10 protein-coding genes and 3 CRISPR repeat arrays are annotated in these 13,967 nt (G+C 45.1%); of the genes, 7 read left to right on the forward strand and 3 right to left on the reverse strand.

What is annotated here, in order from left to right:
• Positions 1-32: 32 nt before the first annotated feature.
• A complete protein-coding gene (csm6, locus tag DKT75_RS01115; RefSeq protein ID WP_109821597.1) occupies positions 33-1,154 on the reverse strand; it encodes a CRISPR-associated ring nuclease Csm6 in 1,122 nt (373 codons plus the stop codon).
• Between the two features lie 58 nt (positions 1,155-1,212).
• A CRISPR array of direct repeats spans positions 1,213-2,155; the repeat unit is 36 nt; unit sequence GTCTTAATCCCTTCTTCATCAGGGCATCGTTTTCAC.
• 220 nt (positions 2,156-2,375) lie between these two features.
• Here csm6 and DKT75_RS01120 point away from each other — a divergent pair.
• The 4 genes from DKT75_RS01120 to cas2 are packed head-to-tail and all read left to right on the forward strand — an operon-like array spanning position 2,376 to position 4,661.
• The gene (locus DKT75_RS01120) at positions 2,376-2,660 is read left to right on the forward strand and encodes a CRISPR-associated endonuclease Cas2 (protein WP_109821598.1); all 285 of its coding nucleotides are present in this window, start codon (positions 2,376-2,378) and stop codon (positions 2,658-2,660) included.
• 4 nt (positions 2,661-2,664) lie between these two features.
• On the forward strand, positions 2,665-3,633 hold the full coding sequence (cas1, locus tag DKT75_RS01125) for a CRISPR-associated endonuclease Cas1 (RefSeq protein ID WP_109821599.1): 969 nt from the start codon (positions 2,665-2,667) through the stop codon (positions 3,631-3,633).
• Entirely contained in the window at positions 3,614-4,378 is a 765-nt protein-coding gene (locus DKT75_RS01130) for a CRISPR-associated endonuclease Cas1 (RefSeq protein WP_109821600.1), read from the forward strand. Before cas1 ends, DKT75_RS01130 begins: the two co-directional genes overlap by 20 nt.
• Positions 4,365-4,661 (forward strand): CRISPR-associated endonuclease Cas2, encoded by a 297-nt coding sequence (cas2, locus tag DKT75_RS01135; RefSeq protein ID WP_109821601.1) that lies wholly within the window; start codon positions 4,365-4,367, stop codon positions 4,659-4,661. The genes DKT75_RS01130 and cas2 overlap by 14 nt, the downstream gene beginning before the upstream one ends.
• Positions 4,662-5,255: a CRISPR direct-repeat array (repeat unit 36 nt; unit sequence GTCTTAATCCCTTCTTCATCAGGGCATCATTTTCAC).
• Between the two features lie 184 nt (positions 5,256-5,439).
• On the opposite strand, the gene DKT75_RS01140 is transcribed toward cas2, so the two are convergent.
• Positions 5,440-6,822 carry an ATP-binding protein gene (locus DKT75_RS01140; RefSeq protein WP_109821602.1) on the reverse strand — a complete coding sequence of 461 codons (1,383 nt, stop codon included), beginning with the start codon at positions 6,820-6,822 and terminating at the stop codon, positions 5,440-5,442.
• Between the two features lie 83 nt (positions 6,823-6,905).
• Positions 6,906-7,891: direct repeats of the CRISPR family, unit length 36 nt; unit sequence GTCTTAATCCCTTCTTCATCAGGGCATCGTTTTCAC.
• A gap of 299 nt (positions 7,892-8,190) precedes the next feature.
• Positions 8,191-8,511, reverse strand: coding sequence for an HPF/RaiA family ribosome-associated protein (locus DKT75_RS01145; protein ID WP_109821603.1), 321 nt, complete (start codon positions 8,509-8,511; stop codon positions 8,191-8,193).
• A 301-nt stretch (positions 8,512-8,812) separates the two neighbouring features.
• Between DKT75_RS01145 and DKT75_RS01150 the strand changes: the two genes are divergently transcribed.
• The 3 genes from DKT75_RS01150 (at position 8,813) to DKT75_RS01160 (ending at position 13,898) form a co-directional block, all read left to right on the forward strand.
• Positions 8,813-9,931 carry an endonuclease/exonuclease/phosphatase family protein gene (locus DKT75_RS01150; protein WP_109821604.1) on the forward strand — a complete coding sequence of 373 codons (1,119 nt, stop codon included), beginning with the start codon at positions 8,813-8,815 and terminating at the stop codon, positions 9,929-9,931.
• An 85-nt stretch (positions 9,932-10,016) separates the two neighbouring features.
• Positions 10,017-10,979 carry a PDC sensor domain-containing protein gene (locus tag DKT75_RS01155; RefSeq protein WP_109821605.1) on the forward strand — a complete coding sequence of 321 codons (963 nt, stop codon included), beginning with the start codon at positions 10,017-10,019 and terminating at the stop codon, positions 10,977-10,979.
• 225 nt (positions 10,980-11,204) lie between these two features.
• Positions 11,205-13,898, forward strand: coding sequence for an ExeM/NucH family extracellular endonuclease (locus DKT75_RS01160; RefSeq protein ID WP_109821606.1), 2,694 nt, complete (start codon positions 11,205-11,207; stop codon positions 13,896-13,898).
• The last annotated feature ends 69 nt before the right edge of the window (positions 13,899-13,967 follow it).

Here is a 13,967-nt window from a genome sequence, read left to right on the forward strand (position 1 = left end):
GTTAAAGTAATTACTTAGAATAAATAACGACTTTAAGCCAACGTAATGACGCTAGCTGACAACGTTAAGCCAAACCTTGTGTTCGGTCTTTTACCATGCGAATCAATAATATAATGCGTAGAAAGACGCTTGCCTAACGCTTCTCTGAGTTGACGATTAACGCGTGACTTCCGTTGCTCAAAATACTCTTTCGTCATACCGTTTATCAGCGTTTTCTTAGCACGATCATAGCCACCGTTTAGGCCATTCAACGACTGGTACACGTCTAAAAAATCGTCACCCAAACCTGTGTCCGTCCAACGCACAGGCTCCAAGTCCAACGCACATCGACGCAGCATCATCACGTAAAAGCTTAGCTCGACAGCGTTCATACTCACCTGTGTTTCACCACAAAATAACTGCACTGTCAGCGCGTTAAACACCACCTTTGCAGGTAACAACTCCGCTTGAGCAGCGTCAACCGTATCACTAAAGCTGGTCTGTCCACTGAGTAAGCGAGACGGCAACCCTTCACGCAAACGCACAAAAGGAATATCCGCTAACGTCACCTCAACCTTACTGGCGTCAAAGCCCGTATTATCCTCACGAACGACCCATGTTTCGGTTGGTGGTGGGTAGAAAAAGTCACTGTTAAAAAAGTATTCATCTTCTACTAACACATGCGTCAGCCGATCTTGAGGGCGACCGTATAAAGACAAGGCATAACCCACGTAAAACGTCATGGTGCGTCGCCCACCAGACAGTGACACAACCATTTTGCTATCTAGGTCTGCGGTTAACTGCTGGACTGTTTGAGTTATAAAGTCAGCGGCATCGGTGTTATCCGCCCGAGTGCGAACATCATCCAAAGGCTGTCCGTCCGCATCAGATATAACGTGAATATGTAACTTACTTTGGGCTGGGCAAGGTAGCGAGTAGTCGTCACATAAACGGTGCAACCAACCTTGTTTGCCTTCTTCACCAAAGACTTGATGAATGTACGACTGACCAAGCAAGGTCGTGATGACGTGAATCTCCGTCGGCATAAACGCAGGCTCAGTCTGCTGCGTTAGCGCGTAAATCGTCTCGGTGATAATTTGTGGCGAATGAGAGGCTACCGCAAGTAAAATGCGGCGCTCTGGCAGTGGGTGATTCCGTGGCTTGTGGTCAGTCATGTTGAGATTATAAACATACTAAGCGTTTATCTACCACCGACATTCAATCTAGCACTGGTGTTAAATCCCTTCTTCATCAGGGCATCGTTTTCACATACATTCTCACGCATAGCGATGGTGGAATATGCGTCTTAATCCCTTCTTCATCAGGGCATCGTTTTCACATATTCAGGGTTTCGTAGCGATGGCGGGTATTCGGTCTTAATCCCTTCTTCATCAGGGCATCGTTTTCACATTATATCAGCAATTATGTTAGCAGTGATTATTAGTCTTAATCCCTTCTTCATCAGGGCATCGTTTTCACGTGCAGAGCATGGTTGTCTTAACTGGTTCTCTGCGTCTTAATCCCTTCTTCATCAGGGCATCGTTTTCACCTATCTTTAGCGACTGCTGTGATGGTAATTATGTCTTAATCCCTTCTTCATCAGGGCATCGTTTTCACCTCAAACACTAGACAACTTACCAGAAACACACAGTCTTAATCCCTTCTTCATCAGGGCATCGTTTTCACTGAATAGTTTGGATATGCCTATCGAATATATCAATGAGTCTTAATCCCTTCTTCATCAGGGCATCGTTTTCACCGCAGAGCTAGGTAAGACTGGTCAGGACTGGGCGGTCTTAATCCCTTCTTCATCAGGGCATCGTTTTCACCTAAGGCGCTAAAGGTGTTGGACGTGCATCACCTGTCTTAATCCCTTCTTCATCAGGGCATCGTTTTCACCCAAATGGTTTGAGTGATACCGAAGTAATGACCGAAGGTCTTAATCCCTTCTTCATCAGGGCATCGTTTTCACAAACAATTGGGTGTACATGGATTTCTCAAACGGTCTTAATCCCTTCTTCATCAGGGCATCGTTTTCACAGTAAAATAAGCTGTAAACCACCGTATATACGGTCTTAATCCCTTCTTCATCAGGGCATCGTTTTCACAGTAAAATAAGCTGTAAACCACCGTATATACGGTCTTAATCCCTTCTTCATCAGGGCATCGTTTTCACTGCAGGGCACCTTTTCGACCTTTTTAATCAACCACTTGCAGAGGGGGTTGGCTAAAGTTTTCAATTTCAAAAAGTTAGGTTTTAGCATTTTCATCACTTCAACCTCATGCATAACAGCGAATTAACTCATTATACATTGTGCTGAAACAAACGCCACCTGTCACCTCCCCACAAGCTTGTAAGCCGAGTAATACGGTTTATTTTCGGTTTAAATCATCGCATGAAAAATCGAACTCTACACCTCATCGCTTACGACATCAGCAAACCTAAATGCCTAAGAGCAGCCCTCAAAGCGACTCGGGACTATGCAACAGGCGGGCAACAGTCCGTTCACGAGTGCTGGATGACCGATGCAGAGCGAGGCGACCTACTGGCCACTCTCAGCATGCTAATTGACGAATCAACAGACAGCCTCATTTGCATTCACCTAGACACGCGCCAACAAGTCATCACCCTCGGTAAAGCGAAGTCTCCCAATGACACCGACTTATTCTATATAGGCTAACACCATGACAACCTTATATATCGACCGTAAAGAAACAGAGCTAAAAATAGAGTCCAAGACCATCGTGTGCTTTATCAGCGGTGAGCGTCAACGCCCTATTCCATTGCTATTACTCGACCATGTCGTGGTCAGCAGCACTGTTCAGTTTAAAAGCTCGGTGCTATTAAAGCTTTCAGAGCACGGTATCTGCGTTACTTTTATCAATCCTCGAAACAGTAAACAACAAGCAATGCTAGCGGGGCCTTTGGGTAAGAATCCAAACATTCGACTCGCGCAATATATCGCCCAGCAGAACCAAGAAGCCAGTGAAGTGATTGCTCAGCAGTTGATCATTGCTAAGGTTCGAAACCAGCGTCGCTTATTAGAAAAATACCTAATCACTAGGGACGACTTACGCTTCCCTCTGACTCAGGCAGTGCAACAACTAGCCCAGTCACTTAAGACATTAGAGCAACCTGTCAGCGTTGAGCGTTTACGGGGGATAGAAGGTAGCGCTGCGCGTGTGAGTTTCATCGCTTATCAAGCTATTTTGCCCGATGCCTTGGCATTTACTGGCCGCAAGCGACGCCCACCCCCTGATCCTGTTAACGCCTGTTTGTCATTGGCCTATACGCTGCTGCACGTTCGAGCGACACAGCAAGCATATGCGCAAGGTTTTGACCCGATGCTTGGCTTTTTGCATGAGCCAAAATACAGCCGCGACTCCTTAGCCGCTGACCTTATAGAGCCGTGGCGTCCACACGTGGATGAGTGGGTGTTGGAGTTGTTCACTAGCCGTAAGCTTCGCCAACAAGACTTCACCACCGACCAAGGAAGTTGCTTACTGGGCAAGGCAGGACGGCAGCAGTTTTACTCAAGTTATGAGCCTGTGCTTAAGGTCATTAGCCGTGGTATGCGCTTGCAGTTATTTAAACTAAAGAAGGCACTCTTGTCTCAACAGGAGGAGGCACTCGATGAAACCTCTGTATCTTAACGGTAACACCGTCGAAAGCATTCGCTTAGAGCATGAAACACTGCGCATTGTGTCGCGCCAGTACTCTGACACTTGGCTACCACTTAACCGTGTTTCACGCATTATTTTGAGTGGTGACATTGCCTTATCCACACCTGTTTTAGCGGCGTGTTTGTCAAACAGTATTGCGATCACCGTGACAGGCAAGCAAGGTGAATTTGTGGGTATTTGTTTTGGCACAAATTACAAAGACCAATCCTTACAATCTCACTTGGCAGAACTTCAAGACTCACCCAATCGACAATTCATTTTGGATAACTGGTTTTCAGCGCAGCAGCGCAAGAGTGTTTTACGCATCCAAAAGAAGTTTCATTTACCGCGCGAGCTACTTGCACCAGCTGAGGTGAAAGCGAAGTTAAGTGAGCAAATTAGTCTGAGTTACAGCTTTTACGATTGGCAAACGTGTTTAACAAAAATCATCCCGATGCTGGCCGCTCAGTTAACCATGTTGCTGAAAAGTTTTGGACTACGCAGTGAAGTGTTGAGACCCGCGCCTTCTGACATTGGCTTGCTACAACGCTTTATCAACCTTTTAGAGTGGGAACTCTGGCAGGCAGCGGCAAACGGCAACTTGCCTTCGGGAACACTGCGCAACCAACTGATTCACTATTATCAATCCCACTCGTCAAAGGTCGAGCGCTTAACTCGTTTCTCCATTGACCAGTTGTGGCACCGTTTTTATGAGGTAGAACATGAGCAAAACTAAAGTTACACCGTATTTAATCGCTTACGATATTGCTGACCCACGTCGTTTAAAACGAGTGCACCGCATACTCAAAAATAACGCCATCGCGATGCAAAAGTCGGTGTTTATTACCGTGATGAATCGCGCTGACTGTCTAGGCTTAGTGGATGAGTTGGAAGCAGTTATAAACCCTAAAGAAGATGATATTCGGTTTTATCCGCTGCCGCAGAAGCCGCAATGGTACGCGTGGGGAAATACCTTGTGGCCAGATGGATTGGTTGGGGTCTTGAGTAGTAAATCCTAATTTTTTATCCCTTCTTCGTCAGGGCATGGTTTTCACACAACGACATTAGCTTATACAAGGTCGTTGATCAGTCTTAATCCCTTCTTCATCAGGGCATCGTTTTCACTGAATTCAGAATCTAATCCGCAATTCAAATTGGCGTCTTAATCCCTTCTTCATCAGGGCATCATTTTCACTAAGTCAGAGGCGGTGGCTGATTATCTCGTTGGGTCTTAATCCCTTCTTCATCAGGGCATCATTTTCACTGCCAACCCTGCTAAAATTTACCCAGACTTAGTTGTCTTAATCCCTTCTTCATCAGGGCATCATTTTCACGATTTCCTCAGCAACACCAAAATGAACGTCCGTCTTAATCCCTTCTTCATCAGGGCATCATTTTCACAAAGCAGCAGACAAGGCAGTGCCAAAGAGTAACAAGGTCTTAATCCCTTCTTCATCAGGGCATCATTTTCACGAAGAAGATACACCTACTGACTAACAGAAACCCGTCTTAATCCCTTCTTCATCAGGGCATCATTTTCACAGTTGGCATCTATGTGAATCGATGATTGATGAAGGGTCTTAATCCCTTCTTCATCAGGGCATCATTTTCACTGCAGGGCACCTTTTCGACCTTTTTAATCAACCACTTGCAGAGGGGATTGGCTAAAATTTTCAATTTCAAAAAGTTAGGTTTTAGCATTTTCATCACTCCAACCTTATGCATAACAGCGAATTAACTCATTATACATTGTGCTGAAACAAACGCCATTTGTCACGCATTCGCAAGCTTGTAAGGCTAAGCAATCAACGCGCCCAAGCGATTAACCAAGTAAAACGGTAAGTTCACTAGCTTAAAGTCGCGCGTTTTATTATTACTTTTAGCTACCAACTCATTAACCGATGGTTTGCCTGAACTCACTCTTACCGCTACATCAGCCTGTTTTTTTATCACGTAAGACTGCAATGACTTTATCGTTCCCGTGCTGCCCGCCTTCACTTCGACAGGAATAATGGTGTTACCTGCAACATACAAAAAGTCGACTTCCGCTTGTGCCTCAGACCTTGGCGGGTGCCAGTAGTAAAGCTCAGGGTTTACATATTCAGGTTTTGAGTAAAGCAGCTGCTGTCCAACAAACTGCTCAGCAAGTGAGCCACGGTTTGCTAACTCTAAGGTGTTACTCATGACCTCTTGAGCGGGGATACCTTGAGCAGATAACAGCAACCCCACATCAATAAACAGAAACTTACTAATCCGCACTTTTGTCTCAGAACCTAGCGGAACCGTTTGCGCGTTACTGTGCAGCACTCTGTAAAAAAGACGCGCTTCTTGAAACTGTTCCAATGCGGCATTGAGCTCTCGATTATTGCCACTGCTATTACGTGCTATTTCATTCGCTTGCTTGTGAGAAAACTGCTGCCCAACCTGCCCTAGTGCGCCATTAAAAAACGCGTTGAGCATCAAAGCACTTTGCGAACCTCGGTACTTGGCAAAGTCGTCTTTATAGGTTTGCAGCAAGGCGGTTTGGTATCTCAATATATCGGCATGGTTGAAGTGACTGTTAATACCAATTTGTACACAGTGCGGCATGCCACCGCTTAAGGTATAGCGGCGCACTAAACCCAGCAGCTGTTCGTGCAAGCTGTCAGGGATCAGGTGCATATTATCCAAGGTCAACATATCCAACGCACGAAGTTCTGTTTCAGCACCAATCGCTACTAGAAATTCGTCGAACTTCAGCGGCCCCATAAAGTAAGGCTCGATACGTCCAACAGGGCTGGGGAGTTTGTAATTATTCAGCACTTGGTCAAGCAGTGAGCCAGTTAAGATGACGGCCATATTTGGCATATCTTCGTAAAAATAACGTAAGCAGGCATAGGCCGATGGAATAGCCTGAGCTTCATCTAAAAACAGTATCGCAGGGCTGTCTTTACTCAGCGCCTGCCCTGACAGTAGTGAGAAGTTAAACAACAAGTCATCTAATCGGAAACCATCAAACAATGGTGCAAGGTCTGTATGACGCTCCAAGTTGATCTCTATCATCGGGACATTTAACTGCTCGGCAGCCATGCGCACACTGGTGGTTTTGCCAACCTGCCGCGCACCCCGTATGACTAAAGGTTTGCGCTGTGTTTGCTTATACCAATGAGTGATATCTGAGACTGCTTCACGAATGAACATAAACCACCATAACTCTTAAGCTGAATTAAAGTGTAACACTTTTTTATATTATTTGAATTAAAGTGGTTGATTTAAAAACGAGGTGTTTAATCCCTTCTTCATCAGGGCATCGTTTTCACTCTCACGCTCGTCTACGCCTCCTGTACGAGCTTCGTCTTAATCCCTTCTTCATCAGGGCGTCGTTTTCACGAATATCGAGTATGACCTTCTGCCTCAAGCCTTTACGTCTTAATCCCTTCTTCATCAGGGCGTCGTTTTCACTTGGATTAATGCCGTAGCAGTCAACACGGAACGGTCTTAATCCCTTCTTCATCAGGGCATCGTTTTCACTTGGATTAATGCCGTAGCAGTCAACACGGAACGGTCTTAATCCCTTCTTCATCAGGGCATCGTTTTCACAGCACCATCAAGCCAAACTATGTTGACTATCGATGTCTTAATCCCTTCTTCATCAGGGCATCGTTTTCACAGGTAGAGCAGGTCGCACTAGATCCAAAGGCTAAGTCTTAATCCCTTCTTCATAGCACAGCCATCATTCAAGGAAATGTCTTAATCCCTTCTTCATCAGGGCATCGTTTTCACCCAAGCTATTATCAACTACCTTGAATCGAAAGGTCTTAATCCCTTCTTCATCAGGGCATCGTTTTCACTTTTGTAAGTAAGTCGCAGTCATTTTTTGACGCACAGTCTTAATCCCTTCTTCATCAGGGCATCGTTTTCACGGAGTTAGTATTCTTTAACAATGGAAAATTAAACGTCTTAATCCCTTCTTCATCAGGGCATCGTTTTCACTGATGTTTTAAATCTGGCAGCGGAAAACTTACGTCTTAATCCCTTCTTCATCAGGGCATCGTTTTCACCCAAAAAAAGGAACAGTTTGGATGACTGACAAAGGTCTTAATCCCTTCTTCATCAGGGCATCGTTTTCACTATATACTTAAACAATATAGGAAGTAATACAAAGTCTTAATCCCTTCTTCATCAGGGCATCGTTTTCACTTCTAGCGAAAGCCGAAGCGATGCAAGCCGAAGCGTCTTAATCCCTTCTTCATCAGGGCATCGTTTTCACTGCAGGGCACCTTTTCGACCTTTTTAATCAACCACTTGCAGAGGGGGTTGGCTAAAATTTTCAATTCCAAAAAGTTAGGTTTTAGCATTTTCATCACTTCAACCTTATACACAACAGCTAATTAACTCATTATACATTGTGCTGAAACAAACGCCACTTGTCACGTATTCACAAGCTTGTAAGGCTAAGTCAGCTTGCTTCTTAGGTACATTTAACTACGCCAGCAGCACACACAAAAAAACCCAGCAAGCGCTGGGTTCTTTATCAATCTAAATTTGTACTTACACAGTCACAAAGACCTATTCAGACACTTCAGCCCTCTTAGCTCTACGACGTTTCACTCGACGCAAGGTAGTACGAGAAGCACGTGACATGGCACTGCGAATACTCGCATAAGCGTCAGTACTACGTTTACTTACAACAATAGGCGGCTGCCTAGCTAATTTCACCTCAACCGTGCACTCTTTGTCTTGCAGTGGACCGTTGATTTTTTTAAGTCGGACAATCAAACTTTCAACTCTATCTGAGCACTTAGTCATCGATTGACCAGCCTGTTCTTTGATAAAAGTTTCTAGTGCGTCAGTTAGTGCGAAGTCGCTTGAGTGTATTGTTGTTTGCATTGTGGTACTCCTAAACTTAAGTGATTAATTAGTTCGTTAAAAATAAACTCGTTGTCTGTGCCTCTACTATTTAAAAAAACGCTTACATAACAGTCGAAAAAGCTAACGGCGTTAACTTCATCGACCAATAAATCTTAAATTCAACATAGCAATTTTTTGCTTCAATGCCAAATATTCCACACATCTTTAATGAATACGTAATGATGTAACTAAGGAATCGATCTTTCGTTATTCGTAAAAGATGCGTTTAAATTTTAGTAGTATGATACGAAAACCAACTAAACAAACTTAGGCCTTCTGAATGTTTCCGATACTTGTTATTTGCACATTGCTGACACTCTTAGTAACCCTACTACCGTTGTCACGACAGTCGCATTGGGTTATCAGAGGCCTCGACTTTCCACGCTTACAGTTCACTGTCTTTTCAGCGGTTTTATTAGTCGCTCATTTCATCTTTCTAGATACTCAAGCACTCAACTCTAAGCTTCTCATTTTAGTCACGACTTCATGTCTAATCTGGCAGTTATGGTGGATATTGCCCTATACTTTTTTATGGCCCAATGAAGTTAAAACGTCCAAAGATGACAGCCCAGATAGGCAACTCAGCATCCTCACCTCAAACGTACTCACGCCTAATCGCAATGTTGATGCGCTCATAAAGCTAGTGGAAAAACACCGTCCCGATATTTTAGTCACACTAGAGTCTGATCAGTGGTGGGAAGATAAGCTCCAAGTGTTAGAAGCGGAGATGCCTTTCAGTATTAAATGCCCACTTGATAACCTCTATGGCATGCATGTTTATTCGAGACTCCCTCTGCATGACACAAAAGTCTGCTATCTCGTTGAGAAAGATGTCCCATCCATGCACGCCTCCGTAGAGTTGCTAACTGGGGACAAAGTACGAGCGCACTTTCTCCACCCTGCTCCACCGAGCCCAACAGAAAACACCGAGTCAGCAGAGCGAGATGCTGAGTTAGTTATCGTCGCTCGAAGTGTTGCAGACAGTGATCAACCGGTGGTGGTAACAGGTGATTTAAATGACGTTGCATGGTCAGCAACGACTCGGCTTTTTCGTAAAATAAGTGGGTTGCTAGACCCGCGTGTCGGACGTGGCGTCTGTAACACCTTCCATGCTGACTACCCGCTTGTGCGCTGGCCCTTAGATCACTTATTTCATAGTCATCACTTCACCTTGCAAAACATTCAACGACTACCTTCGATTGGCTCAGACCACTTTCCATTACTCGCAAGACTATCGTTTACCCCCGTTCAAGGTGTTAATCAAGCAGGCGTAGAAGCGGATGAGTCGGATAAAGAGTGGGCAAAGGAAATATCTGATGAAAAAAATGTTAGCAAATACGATGTGCCAAAGCCGGGCGAGATATCCACAAAAACTAACCCCCACCCTTACAAAAACTAGCCCTCAACCACCTTCTCCCTGTAATAGTTTTATGCGCATAATAAGCGTAGGTTAAACAATCATAACGACAAGGGAACGAACCTGTATGGCTGACATGAGCTATGTTCATATCATCGATTATTATCACCTGCACACTGAATCTATTAACGAACTAATGGACTCAATACTCAGTGGCGTTAACGACGCGTCTATATACATAGACGCTGACACACTACAATCGGCAATGTCTCGTCTCGAAGAAAAGTACCCGTTTGTAAGCATGCTTTACACCCTTGACCCAGACGGTAAGCAAAACAGTCCCAACATCTCCCCCAACCCAAAGCTGTCTGACCCAAGTCCAATCGGTAAAGACAGAAGTCACCGCCCTTACTTTGTTCAAACAAATGAAGACCCTACACACACAATTACGTCGCCCTATCTTTCTATATCGGGTCGTAGTTTATGTGTTTCGGTCATGGCTAAAGTCTATTCCGATGACCGCGAAGTGATTGGCTACATCGTACTAGATGCGTCACTCACTGAAGTGATTTCATTCATGATGGGTGATCAACGTCGCCGCCAATTTAACGGTGTGTTTAAGTGCATTTATGCCGCTATTTCAATCGGTCTATTTTGCGTGGTTGGTATACTGTTTTACTTCGCCATGTCGGAGCTTGTGAGCATATTTACCGCGCCCGAAGGGGAAACAGTTGAGCACTACGCCAAACCCTTTGGCACCATTATCTACCTGACCTTAGCCCTCGCCATATTCGACTTGGCCAAGACAACGCTGGAGGAAGAAGTGTTGATGCACAAAGATATCTTCCGACACAGCTCAACGAGGCGCACCATCACCCGTTTCATGGCCGCTATCTTAGTGGCGGTATCTATTGAAGCGCTGGTTCTGATGTTTAAGTCAGTGATGAGTGACAGCGGCATGTTAACGGGCGCGGTGATGATGTTGTTAGCCGCTGCGGCGTTGCTTTTATCGCTAGGTGCTTACGTTTACTTGGGCGCTAAAGCTGAAGTATTGATGCTGGAATCAAACCAACCTCGACCTCGACGTTAAATCCCCCTTAACGTCGGGTCCAAAGTAATGGGCGATAACTTACACTTATTAGCCCATTATCAGCCTAAATTGTCGCAACAACATTTATTCAGGTCATTATTAAACAAATTGTAATTTTAAAGGAGCAAAGACATAAAACCGTAACATTCCCCGATTAGTCTGGCGCAATTCGACGTGTTTTCGAAACCCAAACTATAAAATATCATCACACCAAAAAGGCCCTGTATGAAATTAAGACCCTTTCTATATTCAGCTACTGCGATGCTTTCTCTCAATGGTGCTGCATCTGCAGAACTGATTTTCTCTGAGTACATCGAAGGTAGTGGCAATAATAAAGCGCTAGAAATCTACAACTCATCTACAGCAGATGTTGACCTCTCAACTTACAGTGTCGTTGGTTATCAGAATGGTGGGGCAGACGCTGGTTACAGCGTTGACCTAAGCGGTACTTTGACCGCTGGTAGTGTTTATATCATTGCTCACAGCTCGGCAGATGCTGAGATTCTTGCGAAAGCAGACCAACAATATGGCTTACAGTTTAACGGTGATGACGCAGTTACGTTGCAAAACAGCGGCACGATTGTTGACTCGATTGGAAAGATCGGAGAAGACCCGGGCAGCGAATGGGGTAGCGGCGACAGTACAACTAAAGACCACACCCTACGCAGACAGGCTGGCCTAACAACTGGTGACACTGACGCCACAGACGACTTCGACCCAGCAACACAGTGGGATGCATTTGAAAAAGACGACTTCAGTGGCATAGGCGCACACGGCTCACTGGTTGTTTCAGACGGTTTACCCGTTGCCAATGCGGGTACTGATCAGTCTGGAATTACAGCAGGCGCAGTCGTTACCTTAGATGGCTCAGGCAGTGTTGATACGAGCGAAGGTGGTTCGATTATCGACTACAACTGGACACAAACATCAGGCACAACCGTTGCGTTGGATACTACTGACCCAACCATGCCAAGCTTTACTACTCCGTTGGCAGAAGACTCGCTAACATTCATGCTAACTGTCACGGATAATGACGGAAACACGGCTACCGATACTGTCACAGTGAACGTAAATGCTGTGCTGATTAGTCAGTGTAACGCTCAAACACATGTGATTTCACAGATTCAAGGCAGTGGCGACACTTCTCCTTTAGTTGATGAAGTTGTTACGGTTCAAGCGGTTGTGACTAAGCTATTACCTGAGCTGACGGGTTACATGATTCAGGAAGAAGCGGCTGATGAAGATGGCGATGCAGCGACTTCAGAAGGTGTTTTTGTATACGACTACGCAAATAGCCCAAGTGTTGGTGACGTGGTGTCTATCGTTGGAACGGTTGCCGAGTACTACGACCTGACTCAACTAAAAAGTGTTTCCAATTTTGATGTCTGTGACACGGGCGTAAGCATTGCAGCAACGGATGCGAGCCTACCTTTCACTGCTGCAACTGACATTGAAATGTACGAAGGTATGTTGATCACATTCCCTCAGGAGTTGACGGTCACAGAAACATACTCGCTAGGCCGTTACGGTCAGGTTGCGTTATCGTCTTCAGGTAAGCGCCCTAACCCAACACAAGTCGCTGCTCCGGGTGAAGATGCTGTTGCACAAGCTGCCGCAAACGCGCTAAACCTAATCATTATGGATGACGGTAGCAATGCGCAAAATGCGACTATTAGCTACCCAGGTTTTGGTGAGTTAACTTACGACAACGCTATTCGTGGTGGCAACACAATCACTGGCCTAACAGGCGTAGTGAATTACACATTTAGTACTTACAGTGTCGTGCCTACTGCTGACGTTGCATTTGAAGATGACAACGCACGTACAGCAACGCCAGAAGATGTTGGCGGCGAGCTAAAAGTGTCTGGTTTCAACGTGCTGAACTACTTTACAACACTGACAAGTGCTGGCTCTGAGATCTGTGGAAGTGGTGACAACTACTGCCGTGGTGCTGACGATGCAGCTGAGTTTGAACGTCAAAACGCTAAGTTAATGAGTGCGCTTTCAGCGATCGATGCTGACATTTTTGGTTTGATCGAAATTGAAAATAACGCAGAAGATACAGCGGTATCAACTCTGGTTGAAAACCTAAATGGTGAAGTGGGTGCTGACACTTACAGCTACGTTATGACGGGTATGATCGGTGAAGACTCTATCAAGCAAGCGTTGATTTATAAGCCTGCTAAGGTCGAGCCTTTCGGTGACTTCTCTATCGTGGATTATAACGATAGCAAGAACCGCCCTAGCCTCATTCAAACGTTTAAAACAGTTGGCGGTGAAGATGAGGATGCGTTTACTGTTGTTGTTAATCATCTGAAGTCGAAAGGTTCTGACTGTGATGAGTTGGGTGATCCTGACTTAGAAGACGGCCAAGGTAACTGTAACCTGACACGTTTAGGTGCAGTTGAAACACTTTTAACTTCACTAAACAGCATGGATAACCAAAACATCCTACTATTGGGTGACTTCAACTCATACGCGATGGAAGATCCTATCACTGCTCTGAAAGACGCAGGTTATGTTGACTTAGGTGCAGAAGCCGGTGAAACAGCGTCTTACGTTTTCGATGGTGAGTGGGGAACATTGGACTATGCATTCGCAAGTGCGTCATTGGCTGACAAGGTTAGCGACACAACAGAATGGCATATCAATGCAGACGAGCCGATCAGCTTTGACTACAACACAGACTTTAAAGCCGATACTGAAATCGCTTCTTACTATGGTGATAGTGCATACCGCTCTTCTGACCATGACCCTGTGATTGTTGGTTTAAACATTACTCCTGTTGTTGATGACGGTAGCAATGATGATGACGATGACGATGACGACAGTAGCGTCGGTGGTGGACTGGCTATGTCTCCATTATTCATGCTGTTCTCATTACTTGGTTTTGCTGCGATTCGTTTACGTCGTAAATAAACTGGTAGCTGTTTTAGTGGCTTAGTCAGCACAACAAACACAAAATCGCCCGCTTTAGTAAGTGGGCGT

Origin of the sequence: Leucothrix arctica (assembly GCF_003172895.1) — a bacterium.
Taxonomy (GTDB): Bacteria; Pseudomonadota; Gammaproteobacteria; order Thiotrichales; family Thiotrichaceae; genus Leucothrix; species Leucothrix arctica.

Bases quoted from the DNA above. Each gene is read 5' to 3' on its own strand.
- csm6 (WP_109821597.1), bottom strand. From the start codon at position 1,154: ATGACTGACCACAAGCCACGGAATCACCCACTGCCAGAGCGCCGCATT.
- DKT75_RS01120 (WP_109821598.1), top strand. From the start codon at position 2,376: ATGAAAAATCGAACTCTACACCTCATCGCTTACGACATCAGCAAACCT.
- cas1 (WP_109821599.1), top strand. From the start codon at position 2,665: ATGACAACCTTATATATCGACCGTAAAGAAACAGAGCTAAAAATAGAG.
- DKT75_RS01130 (WP_109821600.1), top strand. From the start codon at position 3,614: ATGAAACCTCTGTATCTTAACGGTAACACCGTCGAAAGCATTCGCTTA.
- cas2 (WP_109821601.1), top strand. From the start codon at position 4,365: ATGAGCAAAACTAAAGTTACACCGTATTTAATCGCTTACGATATTGCT.
- DKT75_RS01140 (WP_109821602.1), bottom strand. From the start codon at position 6,822: ATGTTCATTCGTGAAGCAGTCTCAGATATCACTCATTGGTATAAGCAA.
- DKT75_RS01145 (WP_109821603.1), bottom strand. From the start codon at position 8,511: ATGCAAACAACAATACACTCAAGCGACTTCGCACTAACTGACGCACTA.
- DKT75_RS01150 (WP_109821604.1), top strand. From the start codon at position 8,813: ATGTTTCCGATACTTGTTATTTGCACATTGCTGACACTCTTAGTAACC.
- DKT75_RS01155 (WP_109821605.1), top strand. From the start codon at position 10,017: ATGGCTGACATGAGCTATGTTCATATCATCGATTATTATCACCTGCAC.
- DKT75_RS01160 (WP_109821606.1), top strand. From the start codon at position 11,205: ATGAAATTAAGACCCTTTCTATATTCAGCTACTGCGATGCTTTCTCTC.